Here is a 16145-nt window from a genome sequence, read left to right on the forward strand (position 1 = left end):
GTTCACGCTTCAGGTGCTTGGGGCGGCGGCCGAGTTCGAGCGGGCCCTGATCCGTGAGCGCACAAAAGCGGGACTAGCCAGCGCACGTCTCGAAGGCCGCATTGGCGGAAATCCCGGGCTGCGTTCCCGAAACCCGGAGGCGCTTCGCAAGGTACGCCTGGCGCGGCATGACGGCTACATGGAGCGCGTTGCCAAGACTGCAGCGGATTGGGTTCCCCATGTCCGCAGGCTGCGCCCACACATGGCCTGGGAGGATATCCTGCGGATCATCAATGCATCCCTGCCCCCGAACCGACAATGGACACAGCCGCGGCTCCTGAGGGCTGTGCGGGCCTATGTTCGTGACGGCTTCCTGCCCGAGGAGGTCCTCGGGCGTGCCGCCCGACGCGTAGGCGACGACCGTCTGCCGGCGATCGTGGCTGCGATAAAGGGGGCTGATCCCCAGATCACCCTCCAGGCCATCTGCGATCGCCTGGAGGCGATGCGTGAGCGCACCCCCCGCGGGCGGACAACGTGGCAGCCCTCGTCGGTCAAGATGCTGCTGGAACAGGCTGAGAAGCTGGGGATGCTGTCCGCGAAAGCGATCAAGCGAACGGATTAACCAGCCGCAGCTGTCCTTCGACCAGCAGCCCCGCATGCATGTCTTCAGTCCAGAGCGTAGTGCAGCCGGCGATAAGCGCCGCGGCGACGATCATCGCGTCATACACCGAAAACCCGTAACGCTCAGCCAGCGCGCGACCGACCTCGTGAGTGCGCAAGGTCACATCCTCAACCGAGCAAAGCGCTTGGACTCCGGCTAGAAAACTGGCAGTTTCGTCCCAGTCAAGTCCAGCCTTGCGACGGCAATTCACCATTGCCTCGTTCAAAACTTGCACGCTGATGCGCGGGCCCCGTGCTAGGATCGCTTCGGCTTGGTCGGCCTTGAAGCCATCGTCTAGTAGGTAAAGAATGACATTCGTATCGACGAACTCACCGCTCATGCGCAGCGTCGCGACCTAGCCGTTCGGTCGCAGCCAGCCTGCCGCGAAAGCGACGTAAACCCTCTAACACCTCATCGGCGCGAGGCAGGCGCTGAATTGTGAGGGGGCCGTCGTTCTGCACTAGGTCGATCTGATCGCCCTCTTTCAGGCCCATTTCCCGCACAAGCTCCGCAGGTAGGCGAACAGCCAAAGAGTTTCCCCATTTTGCAATCTGCATTTTTGCCTCCAGCGTGATGTATATCCACATTAGGATGTAGATCATATGGGTTCCGCGCGCAAGTGGCGGGACTGGGCCGGGCCGCGGCGACTACACTCAATTTCCCGAACTCAGATATGTCGAAATCTATTGCAGGAATCGATAGATTGGGTTTTGTATACGGAAAAAAGATAATAAGTCGCCAAAAAGCGTAACAAGATACGCAGATTCAGCATGAGAACCAAAGAACGGATCGACCAGCTGGTTGGCGACCACGCTGTACGCCTATCAGAGCGATTACAAGCGCATCGCGCTCAGCTGTTCCCACCTGATGCACGTCAGGAGTTGCGTAAGTTTACGTGAGGAGAGGTTGCAGACCTGCTTGGGGTAAAAGATGCATATCTTCGCAAGTTAAACTTGGACGGGCGCGGCCCTTCGCCCGAAACGCGGGCTGGGGGCGGCGCTATTATTCGCCCGCCGACATTCAAGCACTACGCGAAATGCTGGAGAAAGGGGCAAAAAGTCCGGGAACATACTTGCCCGGAAGGCGCACGGGTGACCACATGCAGGTCATTGCAGTAATCAACTTCAAGGTCGGGTCAGGGAAGACCACGACTGCCGCGCATCTGGCGCAAAAGCTGGCACTTTATGGCTACCGAGTGCTTGGCATTGATCTCGACGCGCAGGCCAGTCTTTCAACGCTCCACGGCTTCCAGCCTGAATTTGATTTGCTCGACGGCGGCACCCTTAACGACGCCATCCGCTATGACGATCCAGTGCCGCTGCGTCGGGTAGACACAGACCCCGAAGGCATAGAAGCCCTTAAGGTCTCACTGTCGGAATACGGGCAACAGGTGCCAGTTCTACTCCGCCACAGCGCGACCTAAGAAGGGCGCTTCGACATAGTTTTTGGCCGGAGGCGTGTACAAGCCCTGAAAGAGCTGGGGCTGCCAGTCAAGGCGATGATCCGCACTCTGAACGACCGCGATCTGGTCATTGCGCAAGGTCAGGAAAACACTGCGCGTAAAGATCTTAGTTTTATCGAAAAGGCGAATTTCGCCGCCCAGATGCAGCAGGGTGGTTTCGACCGCAAGGTAATTTGCGACGCCCTGACAGTCGATAAAACACTGATTTCCCGAATGCTTACGATCGTTGATGCCCTACCAAAGGGGCTAATTCGCGCCATTGGCGCTGCACCGAATGCAGGGCGGGACCGTTGGATGGCACTGGCTGAGAAGGCCCGAGGTCATTCACCTGAAGCCCTGATTGCCGCCGCCAAAGGCCCGGATTCTGACGCACGCTTTCTCGCCGTTCTGGCACAATTGGCACCGCCGAAGCCGGCAACTAACACGCGTGCCCTGCAATCAGCAGACGGAGGCGCACTCGGTCATGCTGGGAAACTAAAAGGAAAAATTGTGATCGAACTGTCCGGCCAAGGCCGAGAGTTTGCCGACTGGTTAGTTGATCACATTGAAGACCTTCACCGGGATTGGTCAATCAAGAACCAATAGCGGCAAGAAGACGAGTAGAAACAATCAAGGATGGCACGACGGGAAAGACCAAAAGAAAAGTCCCCCAGGACATACATCCCGAAGGGCCGCTTCTCGAACTCGCACCTCGAAAATAGCGGCTTTGGTTGGCAGCTGTCAACAACGTCTTGTCGGGCGACCTCTGCGCGCTGAGGCGCATCAGGCCAGATTGACCGTGCTTTTGGCTTCGACCTACGTCCTCTCGCGCTACGCGCTGCAGACATCACGATGAGAGTGGAAGAGGAACGCGATGCAGCATATGGGGGCGGCCGAACTGCAGGCGGCGGCGCAGCGGGTCGGGACGGTCACGGCGGGCACGATCATGTCGCGCGACCTGGTGACCGTCGGCCTCGACGCCCCGGCCGAACGGGTGGCGGCGCTGTTCCGGCGCCACCGCTTCACCTCGATCCCCGTTGCCGGGCCCGACGGGCGCTATCTGGGCATGATCTTCCAGATCCACATGATCGCGACCGATGTGCGCCCCGCGGGCCTGGCGGGCGCGCTGATGCGGGCCGACATGCCCACCGCGCGGGCCGACACGCCGCTTGGCGATCTGCTGACCCTGATGGCCGAGGGCGACGTGGACGCCGTCCCGGTCCTGTCGGGGCCATCGCTGGTGGGGGTGGTGACGCGCACCGACCTGATCAGCGCCTTTGCCCGACACGATCCGCGCGGGCCGGGGGGCTGACGGCGGGTTTTCGGGCCAATCGCTTGACGCGGCCGCCCGGACCTGCGGTAGGTTCGGCACAAACCGGAACGGGAACGACGAACATGACCGAAAGCAAGCTGGGCTGGGCCGTGCCGCTGATGCGGGCAGGCTATATCGGCAAGGGGCTGGTCTATCTGGCCGTCGCGGGGATCTCTCTCTATTCGATCTGGCGGGGGGGCAGCGCGCAGGACACGTCCTCGGCCCTGGGATGGCTGGACACGACCTGGGGCGGCGGCGTGCTGCTGTTCGTCATCTTCATCGGCATGCTGGCCTACGCGCTGTGGCGGGTGCTGGACGCGGCCTTCGACCTCGAGGATTACGGCAGCGACGCCAAGGGCATCGTCGCCCGCATCGGCATGCTGGTGACCGGCGCGATCCACCTGGGGATCGGCGCGACCGTCTTTCCGCTTCTGTTCGGCGGCGGTACGGGGGGCGGGTCGGGGGACGGCTCGGGCGAGGGGTCCAGCATTCCCGGCCATGTCCGCACCGTCATGGAATGGCCCGGCGGCCGCTGGCTGATCGGGGCCGCGGCGGTGCTGATCATCGGGGCGGGCGTGCATTACATGCGCCAGGGCTGGACCAACGAATACCGCCAGCACCTGCGCGCCAACCCGGTCACCACCCGCTGGAACCCCGTGCTCAAGGCGGGGCTGATCGCGCATGGCGTGGTGGTCGGCGTGGTGGGCCTGCTGTTCGGCTTCGCGGCCTGGCAGGCCAACCCCCAGCAGGCCGGCGGCACCGGAGAGGCGTTCTCCTGGCTGTCGGGGCAGGTCTATGGCCAGATCCTGGTGACGGGCGTCTGCCTGGGGCTGCTGGGATTCGCGCTGTTCTGCTTCGTGAACGCGGCCTATCGGATCGTGCCCAAGGTTTCGGGGCCGGACGTCCAGACGCTGGCCGCCAAGCTGATGCCGCGCTGACGGCCAGCGGGCGGCGTCACGCCCCTCGCGTCGCCCAATCGGCCAGCCGCCCCAGGAAGGCGTCGCAGGCGTCCAGCTGGGACCGCTCGATATATTCGTCGGGCTTGTGGGCCTGGGCGATCGCGCCGGGCCCGCAGATCACCGTGGGCACCCCCAGCATCTCCGCAAAGCGGCCGCCCTCGGTACCGAAGGCGACCTTGGAATGGCCGTTGCTGCCGGTCAGGCGCTTGACCAGCGTGACGGCCTCGGCGTCGGGCGGGGTCTCCAGGCCGGGGAACTGGGCAAAGACCTCGATCTCGATCCCGGCCTCGGGGGCGATGCGCCGCATCATCGGTTCCAGTTCGTCGCGGGCGTAATCCCGCAGCTCCTGGACCAGGGCGTCGGCATCCTCCTGCGGCAGCACCCGGAACTCGCAGTCCAGCGTGCACAGGTCGGGCACGATGTTCAGTGCCGTGCCGCCGCGGATGGTGCCGGTATGGGCGGTGCTGTGGGTGATGTCATAATCGGCGTCGCGCCCGCCTTCGGTCGCCAGCCGGGCCGCGATGTCCTGCATCCGCACCACCAGCCGGGCGGCGTAATCGACCGCATTCACCCCCTGCGGCGCCAGCGAGGAGTGGCACCCCCTGCCCCGCACCGTCACCCGCATCGAGCGTTTGGCCTTGTGCCCGATCACCACCTGCATCAAGCTGGGCTCTCCGACGATGCACAGGGCGGGGCGGATGCCCTCGTCGCGCAGCATCTCCAGCAGGCCGACCACGCCCACGCAGCCGACCTCCTCGTCATAGGAAAACGCCAGATGCACGGGCCGCGCCAGATCGCGCGCCACAAGGTCCGGCACGGCGGCCAGCACGCAGGCCAGGAACCCCTTCATGTCGCAGCTGCCCCGCCCGTACAGCCGCCCGTCGCGCGCGGTCAGCGCATAGGGGTCGCTGGCCCAGTCCTGGCCCTCGACCGGAACCGTGTCGGTATGGCCCGACAGGATCACCCCCGGCCGATCGGCGGGCCCGATCGTCGCCCACAGGTTGGCCTTCTGCCCGGTCGCATCCATGACCAGCCGGCTGTCCACCCCATACTCCGCCAGATAGGCCCGGACATGGTCGATCAGCGCAAGGTTGGAGCGGTGGCTGGTCGTGTCAAAGGCGATCAGCTGCGCCAGGATCTGCTGGCTGGTGGGGGTCTGCATCGGGATTCCTTTATCGCAGGGCGGTGGGGGTCGGATAGGCGGCGCGGTCCAGGCTGTCGGTGACGTCCTGCATGAAGGCCCGCGTCACCGCGGAGGGCGCCCGGCTGGCCGGCAGCAGGAAATGCGTGCTGTAGCGGATCGCGGGCAGGAAGGGGCGCATCGCCACCTGATCGGCCATCTGGTGGACCAGCGGGAACGGGTTCAACAGCGACACGCCCAGACCCTCGTGCACGAACTGGATGACGGATACGTTGGTCGACGCCTCCAGCTCGATCCGCAGGGCCAGGCCCGCGCGGTCGAACAGGCGGTCGATGGCGGCGCGGCTGGAATGGCGGCGCGACAGGGCGATGAACGGCTCGTCGTGCAGATCCTCGGGGCGGATCACCTCGAACGCGGCCAGGTGGTGGTCGCGCGGCAGGACACAGATTGCCTGCGTTTCCAGCAGCAGCTCGGATGTGATGCCTTCATGGGCAACGGTGCTGTCGCTCATCCCGACATCGAACCGACCCTCGGCGATGCCGGTCAGCAGGCTGTCGCTGGCCAGCACGTCGAAGGTGATCTGGCAGCCCGGATTGGCCCGCTTGAAGGCCGCGATCCGGCTTGGCAGGAACCGGTGCGCGATGGTCGGCGGGGCCACGATGGACAGCGTTCCCTCATGCGCGCCCTGCGGCCGGTCGGCGCGATGGACCAGCCGGGCCAGCGTCTCCAGCACCGGCGCCAGCTGCTCGCTCAGCGACAGGGCCTCGATCGTGGGAACCAGGCGGCCGTTGGTGCGCAGGAACAGCTTGAAGCCAAGCCGCTCCTCCAGCTGCGCCAGCCTGCGGCTGACCGCCGACTGAGAGATGTCCAGCCGACGCGCCGCGCTGATCGCGGTGCCATTGGCCACCAGCGCCTGCAGAACCTCCAGTTCGCGCAGGGATATTTCCGACCGGCGATCCCGGTCGGCGGCAGTGTCATCCGGTTCCATCGCCACCCTATGAGAAAAACGCATCGATATTCGCGATTGACATCTGATTATCGCATCATACCCTGATCGCCAAGCGGGATTGCACCACCGGGGAACAACTTCGGGGTGACCGATCCACGCATCACCAGCAGAGAGGATATCGCGATGAAAGCATTCGGCTTGCCCCTGGCCGCGGGCATCGTTCTGGCGGGCCTGGCCCCCGCCGCCGCCATGCCCATGACCGCAGCCGCCTTGATATCCCTGCCTTGCGCGCGGTGGCACCCGGCCGGCTGTCCGCCTGTCACCTGAACGACTGCCTCTGAACGAAGGAACGCCCGATGCGAAACGACAACCCCCTCTGGCCGCTGGTCGATGCCCGCGCCGCCCAGTTCACCGGCCTGGCCGATGCCGTGTTCGACACGCCCGAACTGGCCTATGGCGAGGTCAAATCCTGCGCCGCCCACACCCGGATGCTGCGCGATCAGGGCTTCCGCGTGACCGAGAACCTGGCCGGCATCCCGACCGCCGTCATGGGAGAGGCGGGCACGGGCGGCCCGGTCATCGCCATCCTGGGCGAATACGACGCCCTGCCCGGCCTGTCCCAGGAACCCGGTCTGGCCGAGCCGCGCCAGATCGCCGATCACGGCTTCGGCCATGGCTGCGGCCACAACCTGCTGGGCTCGGCCGCGCTGTCGGCGGCCACCGCCGTCAAGGACTGGCTGGAGGCCAACGGCGTGCCGGGCCGCGTCCGCTACTACGGCTGCCCGGCCGAGGAAGGCGGCGCCGCCAAGACCTACATGGTCCGCGACGGCCTGTTCGACGACGTCGACATCGCCATCACCTGGCATCCGGCCAGCTTCAACGCGGTCGACGACATGCGGTCCCTGGCCAACACGCGCATCGACTTCACCTTCCACGGCAAGGCCGCCCACGCGGCGGGCGCGCCGGAGCTGGGCCGGTCGGCCTTGGACGCGGTCGAGCTGATGAACATCGGCATCAACTACATGCGCGAACACATGCCCGACGCGGCGCGGGTCCATTACGCCTATCTGGACGCCGGCGGCATCGCGCCCAACGTCGTCCAGGCCAAGGCGACCGTGCGCCAGCTGATCCGCAGCCCGGACCTTGCAGGCCTGTCGTCGCTGGTCGACCGCGTGCGCAAGATCGCCGACGGGGCGGCCCTGATGTCGGGCACCACCGTGACCTCGCGCGTGTTCTCGGCTGTGTCCAACCTGACCGAGAACCTGCCCCTGTCCCGCGCCATGCAGGCCCAGTTCGAGGCCCTGGGCCCCGTCCCCTTCGACGCGGATGACACGGCCTTCGCCACCGCCATCCGCGAAAGCCTGTCGCGCGAGGACATCGCCGACACGTTCAAGAGGCTGGCGATGAAGCCCGACTACGACCTGCCGCTGTGCAACTTCATCGCCCCCTTGGATCGGCCCTTCATGGGCGGCATGGGTTCGACCGACGTGGGTGATGTCAGCTGGGCGGTGCCCACCGTCCAGGCCCGCGTCGCCACCTGTGCGGTGGGCACCGCGCTCCACAGCTGGCAGCAGACCGCCCAGGGCAAGGCCCCCGCCGCGCACAAGGGCATGCTGCACGCCGCCAAGGTCATGGCCGCGACCGCCCATGCGGCGCTTACCGACCCGGCGCTGATCCAGGCGGCCAGGGCCGCCCATGCCGACCACCTGGCCCAGCACCCCTATCGCTGCCCGATCCCGCCCGAGACCCGCCCCCCGGTCGAAGGCCTCTGACGCCAACCGCCGCCTCAGAACCGGCGGCGGCAACGACCCGTCATAATCTTCGCCCCGCCGGTTCCCGACCAGCCGGGTGAAGACACATGGGAGTAAGGGTTAAAGCACCGTGGCCGGTGAACGCGGCGAATGACACTGTTCGGTCTGCGTCACGACACCGTGCCGTCGAAATGGGCTTCGTCACTGATAAATCGGCGCCTTTACAACGCCCTAGGGACACAACCCCGCGGCGACCTGAAGTCTTGCCCGTAAGTGCCCACTGCCCCGCAGCCGTACCCCCCCTGCCCTACCGCGATTGCCCGAACTTCCGGCTGGCCGGTTTCGCCACGAAACCGTCAGCGCTCTAGCAGCGCCCGTATCTCCAGCATCAGGCTGTCCACCAGTTCGGTGGTCAGGGCAGCCCCCTCCAGGCGCAGCAGGTGCCCCCTGCTGTCGCTGGACCGCCGGATCGTCACCCCGCTGGATGTCCGCAGGGTCTTGTCGTCCAGCCAGCCATGGGCCGTCGCAGGGCGCTTGGGGCGCCCTCCCCGTCCCGGGTCGCGGACCCCCTGATCCTGCTGCCGGATCACCGGTTCGATTACCGCCCATTCTGCATCCGCATCTTCGGGGGCAGCATGGGACAGAGCCTGGCGAACCTGGCTCTCGGCCCCTTGGCGCAGCGCGGTCGCCAGCTGCAGCCCGCGACGCTCGGTCAGCTGTTCGGGGAATTGCAGCATGTCGCCAAGCTCTTCAAATATAAGAGAAAAAGATCGAATCTTGGACCGTTTTGCCTTCGATCCGCTGCCGAACAGCTTGTCGACGGCATCTTCGGTATTGGCAAAGGCTCCATGGTTCGCCGCGATGACCGCAATACGCCCCCGCTCGAAATGGCTCAGGTTCTCGCGGACTTCGTTCTCCTCGATCATCTGGACAAAGGCGTTGCCTGCATCGGCGCGGGGCCGGACGATCGCCCGGATGGTCGCGTACTTGTCCGCCTGCGTCAGGTCGCGCAACCCTCGCGTGGCCAGCAGCCGGCGATAGCCCGACAGAAGACCATAGCGCTGGCCCGCCCTGCCCTCCTGCTCCAGCGCAAAGACCTCGATCGGCAGCCGCAGCCCGTGCGAGGCGATCGACTGGCGCAACTCCAGCATCTCGGCCTCGCCCATGGTCATGCGATCGCGGATCATCGCGTCCTCGTCGATCTGCTCCAGCGGCAGGTCGACCATCAGCAGGCCGCTGTCCTGCGCCGCATGCAGACGCGCGGCGTCGGCCTCGGCGCGGGCACGCGCCGCGCGGCTGTCCGCCCCGTCCGGCTGGAATTGGGACGCGCTGTCGGCCGCGACCTGGGCGATCGGCGCGATGCCTCGGACCGAGGCGGCGCGGTCGAAGGTTTCGCTGCGAAACTCCGCCTCGATGCGGGTCAGGTCATCGGTGCTGGGGGCTTCAAGACGTCTGCGCTTGACCATCGGTCTGCTCCTGTTCCTGCTTTTCCATCTGAAGATCGCGCCACCAGGCCCCCAGGATCAGCTCCTTCACCTCGGCCCAGGTGCGGTCGAACGTCTCGCGGCCGCGGACGTAGGTGTCGCGGTTGAACTCTCGGTAATCGGCCTCGTAGATGCCATTCACCTGTTCCCCGGCTTGGCCCACCATGGCGGTCAGCTCCTGGCGATAGGTCGTCATGAAGTCGCCGAAATAGGCCTGGATCACGTTGGCCAGGTCGGTCTGCTGACCGGCCTCGAAGCGGGTGATGATGGCCCGGACCGCGTCCCATTCGAACCGCATCTCGGGCAGGCCGTCGCGGCGGCGGGCAGTGTTCTCTCCATCCTCGACGCTGGCGAAGGTCGAATAGAGCATGTCGAAGAACCGGCCCGTCGAATCGAACTCCAAGAAGGTTGCCCCCAAGGGCACCAGCAGGATGTCGGCGGCCGCCAGCGCGTTGATCGTCAGGTAGCCAAGGGCAGGGGGCGTGTCGATGATGATGATGTCATAGTCGTCCACGACCCCGTCATGGGTCAGCCCGTTCGACAGCGCGTCCCACAGCGGCCAGCCGCGCAGGCCCATCCGCCAGACCGGCACCTGGAATTCGGCCCAGTACAGGTTCAGCTGCGCGCCCAGAAGATCGATATTAGGCCAGTGGGTCTTCTGGATCAGGTCGCGGGCGCCGATCTTCAGCGCCTCGGTCAGGGTCTCGTCGAAGGGCAGGGGGGGCTGGCCGCGGGCCTCGCGGACGCGGTTCTCGTCCTGCAGGGCCAGGGCATAGTCCTTGGCCAGCAAGGGGAAGGCCGTGGACCATTCATCCGTCACCTGCCCACCCATGATCGAGGTCATGCTGCCCTGGCTGTCCAGGTCGATCACCAGCACCTTGTAGCCGTCCAGCGCCGCCGACATGGCCAGATGCGCCGCGGTCGAGGTCTTGCCCACGCCGCCCTTGAAGTTCGCCACTGCCAGCACCTTGGCCGGCAGGCCCTCGGGGCGCCAGGGGCGGTATTCGCGGTCGGCGGCCCCCTCCTGGGCAAAGTGGTCGCGCAGGCGCAGGACGTCATCCAGGGTGAACCACTTGGAGTTGCCCTCGCCGACGCCCTGGGGCAGGTCGGGGTTCTTGCGCAGCACGCGGCGGAAATGGGCGGTCGCGACGGGGATCAGATAACGGCAGATCTCCCAGGTGGAAAAGCGGCGCAGGCGCTTGCGTCCGTCGGGGGCATATCCGCGCTCTGCCAGGTCCTGTCGTCCACGGGCGGCGAACGCCGCGGCCTTGGCGAATCGGGCGGTGCCGATCGGCTCTGACAGGCGCTTGGCGGCACGGGCGGGGTCTATGCTGAAATAGGGGGGAAGCGGCTCTTTGCCTGACATCTCGTTCCTGCTGCGATGTATCGTGTTCCGAGGCGTACTGCACTTTCTATCGCACATCATCCCCCGGTTGGGAACAAAATTGCCCGGTTTCGCCGCGAAACCCTTCCTAAATCAGAAAAAGCAGCCCCCTAAAGCTTGTATCTTGTTTAGAGACTTTAGAGTCTTTGCGGTAAGGAAATATCATAATTTCAATGACCTGAAGGCAGTTCAGGACCCATATGCGGGACGAAGGGGACCCTTATCCGGGATGACGGGTGCCCGGGAACAGGGGGAGGGGCGCCGATTCTCGGGTTGAGGGGTGCCGAGGAACGGGAGGGGCCTGTTTGGGGCAGAAAAAGCCCACGGGGCACGGTTTGCCAGGGGTGTCCGTCCCGGAAACGGGTGCCTTAGTGCGACGCCTGCGTTGCAAGGTGCCCGTCTTCGGGATCGCGGCAGTCGCGGCAAGGGTGCCTGAAAGGCTGTTGCCGCAGGGTGCCTTTTGCGGCAGCATGGGGACAGGCAGGACAATGGCAGACCTCATGGACGACATCCCCCGCGACCAGCTGTCCGGCGCGCTCAGGCGCGGTGCGGTCAAGAAGCATGTGGCGGCGATCCACGTGTCGGGCAAGCTGACGCTGCTGCAGCGCAAGCTGTCCAACGTGCTGCTGCTGAACGCCTATGACACGCTGATGTCGCGGCCCAGCCATCAGATCGACGCGCGGACCCTGTGCCTGATGATCGGGTACAACAGCAACGACATGGACACGCTGAAGCAGTCGCTGCGCGGGCTGGTCGAGACCGTTGCGGAATGGGACATGCTGGACGACAAGGGGCGTCAGGAATGGGGCGTGTCCAGCCTGCTGAGCTATGCCAAGCTGAAGGGCGGGATCTGCGAATACGCCTATTCCCCGGCCCTGGCCGAGAAGCTGCACGATCCCAAGGTCTTTGCGCTGATCAACCTCAACATGCAGCGGCGGTTCACCTCCGGGCATGCGCTGGCGCTGTACGAGAACTGCTATCGCTTCGTGCGGACCGGCTCGACGGGGTGGTGGCCGCTGGACCTGTTCCGGCGGCTGATGGGGGTCGAGGGGTCGGCCTATTACGAGGTGTTCAAGCAGCTGAACGCCAAAATCATCAAGCCCGCCGTGACCGAGGTGAACAAGACCTCGAACATCATCCTGACGCCCGAGACCAAGAAGCAGGGCAGGGCGGTCACCCATATCCGGTTCCTGATCACCGAGAACCCGCAGCTGGCGATCCTGGACATGGACGACGGCGAGGGGGCGCGGCACGGCGCCGTCTATGGCCGGCTGCGCGCGCTTGGGGTCAGCGACCGGCTGGCGCGGCAATGGCTGTCGGCGCATGGCGAGGAGGTCGTGTCGGCCAAGCTGGATTACGTCGAGGCGCGGCGGAACGTGGTCAGCAAGGTGGGCTATCTCAGCGCCGCGCTGGACGGCGATTTCGGCACGCCCGACCCGGTGACGGTCGAACCGCCCAACCCGCAGGCCGAACGGCTGCGCCGCATCCTGGAGGTGATCCGCCAGCGCACCCCGACGCAGCGCGACGCCGACCGGCGGCTGTTCCTGAGCCAGCTGACCGACCGCGCCGCGCGCGCCGATTTCGAGCGCCACGGCTGGATGTCGCCCCTGAACGCCGCCCGGATCGGGGCGTTCTGGGAGGACATGTCGCCGGGCCTGTTCGGCTAGGCCATCACCAGAAGATAGCGGGTCGACCGGCCGCCTTCGGGGCCGCGGCGCAGGATTCCGGCGGCCTCCAGGTCGGTCAGATCGCGCGTGGCGGTCGCGGCTGAGACGCCCGCGATGCGCCCGTAGGGGGCGGCCGAGATGCCCTGGGCCACGCGGGCCGGGCCTTCGGCGAACAGGCGGCGCAGCACGCGTTCGGCGCGCGGCGGGGGGCGGTGGCGCAGGAAGAAGGCGTTGCGCGCCACCAGGAAGCGGGCGTCCGTGACCGCATCGTCGACCCCCGCGATCAGCCGGTCCAGGAACCACAGCACGAAGGGCGTGGCGTCGATCGCCGCGCCCACCACCTGCCGCCCGGCCTGCAGCGCCGCGTAATAGCCGCGCTTGTCGGCCTCGATCTGGCGCGACAGCGAGAAGGGCAGGGCGGCCCCGTCGCGGGCGAAGACATGTTCGACCAGCGCCCGGCCAAGCCGCCCGTTGCCGTCCGAGAAGGGGTGGATGGATTCGAACCACAGATGCGCCAGCGCCGCGCGGATCGGCGCGGGGCGGTCGTCGGTCTGCAGGGCTGTCAGAAAATCGTCCATCATCGCGGGGACGCGGTCGGCAGGGGGCGCGGCATAGAGGACCTCGTCCCGGCCGGCGGTCGCGCTGCGGGTGATGACCATGGCAAAGCGACGCCAGCGGCCCTTGTCCTCGACCTCCAGCCCGTGGAACAGCAGGCGGTGCCAGTGCCACAGGGTGGGGGTGTCCAAGGGCGGCCCCCCGGCGCGGGCCTGCAGCATCAGGTCGGCGATGGCGTCGCTGCGCCGCACGGGTTCGGCACCCCGATGCGCCATCGAGGCCACGACCGAGGCCTGGATCTGGGCCGCGGGCAGGCTGGCCCCCTCGATCGCGAAGGAGGACACGGCCTCGGTCGTGACCGCGCGCAGGAAGGCCTCGCGCCGTTCGTCGGGGGTCAGGGCGTGGTGCAGGCCGGTGATGGCGCCGAGGCGTGCGGAAAACGCCGCCAGCCGCCCCTCGGTCAGGGAGGGGTCGTGGCGGAAATTGGGCCAGGCAGGGCTTTCCCAGATCTGCATGAGGGGATTATGGCGGTTATTCGCATCATGACAAGGCGTTTCATGATGCGAATAACCCGTCCAATCACCTCAGCCGCGCTGCGCCACCAGCGGATGGGACAGCGCGGTCTCGATTCCGCGCAGTTCGGCCAGGCCCTTGAGGCGACCGATGGCGGGATAGCCGGGCTGCGCCTTGCGGGACTGGTCATCCAGGATGTCCTGGCCGTGATCGGGGCGGAAGGGGATCTGCCAGTCGTCGCGGCCCTCTGCACGGCGGCGGGTCTCCTCCGCCAGGATGGCGGCGATCATCGCGACCATGTCGGTGTTGCCCTCAAGATGCGCGGCCTCGTGGAAGGACCCGCCCAGATGGGTCTCCTCCAGCGCGACGTTGCGCAGATGAAGGAAATGCACCCGGTCGCCCAAGCGCGCCATCATGCCCGGCAGGTCGTTGTCGGCGCGCGCGCCGAGCGATCCGGTGCACAGCGTGATGCCGTTGGCGGAGAGGTCCACCGCATCCATGACGGCGCGATAATCGGCCTCGGTCGACATGATGCGGGGCAGGCCCAACAGCGGGAACGGCGGATCGTCGGGGTGGCAGCACAGGCGCATGCCCAGCTCCTGCGCCAGGGGCGTCACCTCGGCCAGGAAATCGACCAGATGGGCGCGCAGGCGGTCGGGGCTGATGTCGTCATAGCGCGCCAGGTGGTCCTTGACGTCGTCCAGGGTCATGCGTTCGGCGGCACCCGGCAGGCCGAAGACCACGTTGCCGGTCAGCTGTTCGCGCCGGTCGTCCGACATGGTGGCCAGCCGCGCGCGGGCAGTTTCGGCGATCTGCGGGGCATAGTCGTCGGCCGCGCCGCGGCGCTGCAGGATGAACAGGTCGAAGGCCGCGAAGTCGATCGCGTCATAGCGCATGCAGGTCGCGCCGTTGGGCAGACGATAGACCAGGTCGGTCCGCGTCCAGTCCAGGATCGGCATGAAGTTGTAGCAGATGACCCGCAGGCCCGCCGCGTGCAGGTTGCGCATCGAGGTCTTCCACGCCTCGATATGGGCGCGCCAGTCGCCGGTCTGGCGCTTGATGTCCTCGGATACGGGCAGGCTCTCGACGACCTCCCATGCCAGGCCGGAGGGCGCGCCGTCGCGCATCACGGCCAGCTGGGCCTGGCGGTCCGCGATCTGGTCGGGCTGCCAGACCTGTCCGGTGGGGACGTGGTGCAGGGCGGTCACGACGCCCTGGACGCCCGCCTGCAGCATGTCGTCGACGGACACCAGGTCCTTGGGTCCGAACCAGCGCCAGGTCTGTCTCATGATTGGGTCTCTTCTTCAGCAAAGGAAAGTTGCACCTTGACCGACCGCGCGCGGTCGGCGGCGGTCCGGAACGCCGTTTCGGCGTCGCTCATCGGAAAGGTGGCGGTGATGATCGGGCGGGGATCGATGGCGCCGGTGCCGATCAGCCCCACCGCATCGGAGAATTCGGTGTCGAACCGATGAACAGGATCTCCTTGCCGACCATCAGGTTCAGGGGCAGGGGCGTGGGCCCCGCCACGCCGACCTGGACCAGCGCGCCAAGCGGGCGCAGGCAGGCCACCGCGTCGCGGATGGCCGATGCCGCCGCCGAGCATTCGAAGACCAGATCGACGCGGCCCTTGTCCTGCTGCCATTCCGCCAGGCCATCGGGGTCGGCCACGGGGTTCACCGCATGGTCGGCGCCCATCCGGCGCGCGACGGCCAGGGTGGCGTCCTGGATGTCGGTCACGATGATCGTCGCGGCCCCGCGCAGGCGGCCACCGCCACGCAGAGCGCGCCGATCGGCCCCGCGCCCGTGACCAGGACGGTCTTGCCCGCAAGGGGTCCGGCGATCGCCTCGGCGCGGTTGGCGGCGTGCAGGCACACGGCCAGCGGTTCGGCGCAGGCGGCGGCGCCGGGGGTGACGGTGTCGGGCAGGGGGTGGCACTGCGCGGCGCCGATGGTGATGCCGTCGCGGAACATCCCCTGTTCGTGGGGCAGATACATCGCCGAGCCCTTGAACCGCATCGCCATGCAGTGATGCGGCAGCCCGGCCTGGCAGAAATCGCAGGTCCCGCAGGGATGCGAGGGGTTCATCGCGACCAACTGGCCTACCTGCAGGTGGGTGACGTCGGGGCCCACGGCCTCGATCCGGCCGGCGGCCTCGTGGCCCAGGATGATCGGTTCGCGCACGCGGATCGTGCCGATGCCGCCCTCCTGCCAGTAATGCAGGTCCGATCCGCAGATGCCGCCGGCCAGGACGGCGACGCGGACCTGCCCCCGGTCGGGGGTGGGCAGATCGGTGGCGGCGATGGTCAGGTCGTCCTGGCCGTTCAGGCGGACGCATCGGGTCTGGGTCATG

At 66.7% G+C, this 16145-nt stretch carries 17 protein-coding genes and 2 pseudogenes; 8 read left to right on the top strand and 11 right to left on the bottom strand.

Annotated elements, in window-relative coordinates:
• Window positions 1-601: recombinase family protein (locus tag GBO37_RS14040; RefSeq protein WP_252929651.1), on the top strand; the 601-nt coding region annotated here is incomplete at its 5' end.
• Here the strand turns inward: GBO37_RS14040 and GBO37_RS14045 are convergent.
• Both GBO37_RS14045 and GBO37_RS14050 read right to left on the bottom strand, forming a co-directional pair.
• A complete protein-coding gene (locus GBO37_RS14045; RefSeq protein WP_252929653.1) occupies window positions 585-980 on the bottom strand; it encodes a PIN domain-containing protein in 396 nt (131 codons plus the stop codon). The genes GBO37_RS14040 and GBO37_RS14045 overlap by 17 nt on opposite strands.
• Window positions 970-1197, bottom strand: coding sequence for an AbrB/MazE/SpoVT family DNA-binding domain-containing protein (locus GBO37_RS14050; RefSeq protein WP_252929958.1), 228 nt, complete (start codon window positions 1195-1197; stop codon window positions 970-972). The genes GBO37_RS14045 and GBO37_RS14050 overlap by 11 nt, the downstream gene beginning before the upstream one ends.
• 213 nt (window positions 1198-1410) lie before the next feature.
• Between GBO37_RS14050 and GBO37_RS14055 the strand changes: the two are divergent.
• From GBO37_RS14055 to GBO37_RS14070, 4 genes and pseudogenes are all read left to right on the top strand, one after another.
• Window positions 1411-1970: pseudogene (locus tag GBO37_RS14055) on the top strand (AAA family ATPase); the annotation flags it as partial.
• 105 nt (window positions 1971-2075) lie between these two features.
• Window positions 2076-2687: pseudogene (gene repB, locus GBO37_RS14060) on the top strand (plasmid partitioning protein RepB); the annotation flags it as partial.
• Between the two features lie 268 nt (window positions 2688-2955).
• A complete protein-coding gene (locus GBO37_RS14065; protein WP_252929655.1) occupies window positions 2956-3393 on the top strand; it encodes a CBS domain-containing protein in 438 nt (145 codons plus the stop codon).
• An 83-nt stretch (window positions 3394-3476) separates the two neighbouring features.
• Window positions 3477-4331: a DUF1206 domain-containing protein gene (locus GBO37_RS14070; RefSeq protein WP_252929657.1), complete on the top strand. Its 855-nt coding sequence runs from the start codon at window positions 3477-3479 to the stop codon at window positions 4329-4331.
• 16 nt (window positions 4332-4347) lie between these two features.
• On the opposite strand, the gene argE is transcribed toward GBO37_RS14070, so the two are convergent.
• Together argE and GBO37_RS14080 are read right to left on the bottom strand one after the other, a co-directional pair.
• Window positions 4348-5514, bottom strand: coding sequence for an acetylornithine deacetylase (argE, locus tag GBO37_RS14075; RefSeq protein ID WP_252929659.1), 1167 nt, complete (start codon window positions 5512-5514; stop codon window positions 4348-4350).
• A 10-nt stretch (window positions 5515-5524) separates the two neighbouring features.
• On the bottom strand, window positions 5525-6481 hold the full coding sequence (locus GBO37_RS14080) for a LysR substrate-binding domain-containing protein (RefSeq protein WP_252929662.1): 957 nt from the start codon (window positions 6479-6481) through the stop codon (window positions 5525-5527).
• A gap of 144 nt (window positions 6482-6625) precedes the next feature.
• Here GBO37_RS14080 and GBO37_RS14085 point away from each other — a divergent pair, with 144 nt between their 5' ends.
• Together GBO37_RS14085 and GBO37_RS14090 are read left to right on the top strand one after the other, a co-directional pair.
• The gene (locus tag GBO37_RS14085) at window positions 6626-6769 is read left to right on the top strand and encodes a hypothetical protein (protein WP_252929664.1); all 144 of its coding nucleotides are present in this window, start codon (window positions 6626-6628) and stop codon (window positions 6767-6769) included.
• A 29-nt stretch (window positions 6770-6798) separates the two neighbouring features.
• Window positions 6799-8214: a M20 family metallopeptidase gene (locus GBO37_RS14090; protein WP_252929666.1), complete on the top strand. Its 1416-nt coding sequence runs from the start codon at window positions 6799-6801 to the stop codon at window positions 8212-8214.
• Between the two features lie 335 nt (window positions 8215-8549).
• Here GBO37_RS14090 and GBO37_RS14095 read toward each other — a convergent pair whose 3' ends face one another.
• The gene (locus tag GBO37_RS14095; protein WP_046001499.1) at window positions 8550-9659 is read right to left on the bottom strand and encodes a ParB N-terminal domain-containing protein; all 1110 of its coding nucleotides are present in this window, start codon (window positions 9657-9659) and stop codon (window positions 8550-8552) included.
• Window positions 9637-11043 (bottom strand): AAA family ATPase, encoded by a 1407-nt coding sequence (locus GBO37_RS14100; protein ID WP_045981848.1) that lies wholly within the window; start codon window positions 11041-11043, stop codon window positions 9637-9639. Before GBO37_RS14100 ends, GBO37_RS14095 begins: the two co-directional genes overlap by 23 nt.
• A gap of 506 nt (window positions 11044-11549) precedes the next feature.
• On the opposite strand from GBO37_RS14100, the gene GBO37_RS14105 reads away from it, so the two are divergent.
• Entirely contained in the window at window positions 11550-12728 is a 1179-nt protein-coding gene (locus tag GBO37_RS14105) for a replication initiation protein (RefSeq protein ID WP_046001498.1), read from the top strand.
• On the opposite strand, the gene GBO37_RS14110 is transcribed toward GBO37_RS14105, so the two are convergent.
• From GBO37_RS14110 to GBO37_RS14130, 5 genes are all read right to left on the bottom strand, one after another.
• Window positions 12725-13798, bottom strand: coding sequence for a Fic family protein (locus tag GBO37_RS14110; protein ID WP_252929668.1), 1074 nt, complete (start codon window positions 13796-13798; stop codon window positions 12725-12727). The two genes, GBO37_RS14105 and GBO37_RS14110, sit on opposite strands and share 4 nt — an antisense overlap.
• A 69-nt stretch (window positions 13799-13867) precedes the next feature.
• On the bottom strand, window positions 13868-15085 hold the full coding sequence (uxuA, locus tag GBO37_RS14115) for a mannonate dehydratase (RefSeq protein WP_127899836.1): 1218 nt from the start codon (window positions 15083-15085) through the stop codon (window positions 13868-13870).
• Window positions 15082-15237, bottom strand: coding sequence for a hypothetical protein (locus tag GBO37_RS14120; RefSeq protein WP_252929670.1), 156 nt, complete (start codon window positions 15235-15237; stop codon window positions 15082-15084). The genes uxuA and GBO37_RS14120 overlap by 4 nt, the downstream gene beginning before the upstream one ends.
• Window positions 15228-15533 (bottom strand): zinc-binding dehydrogenase, encoded by a 306-nt coding sequence (locus tag GBO37_RS14125; protein WP_252929672.1) that lies wholly within the window; start codon window positions 15531-15533, stop codon window positions 15228-15230. Before GBO37_RS14125 ends, GBO37_RS14120 begins: the two co-directional genes overlap by 10 nt.
• Window positions 15530-16144, bottom strand: coding sequence for an alcohol dehydrogenase catalytic domain-containing protein (locus GBO37_RS14130; RefSeq protein WP_252929674.1), 615 nt, complete (start codon window positions 16142-16144; stop codon window positions 15530-15532). The genes GBO37_RS14125 and GBO37_RS14130 overlap by 4 nt, the downstream gene beginning before the upstream one ends.
• Between the last annotated feature and the right edge of the window lies 1 nt (window position 16145).

The sequence above is a fragment of the Paracoccus sp. 08 genome, from assembly GCF_024105395.1.
GTDB classification, from domain to species: Bacteria; Pseudomonadota; Alphaproteobacteria; order Rhodobacterales; family Rhodobacteraceae; genus Paracoccus; species Paracoccus marcusii.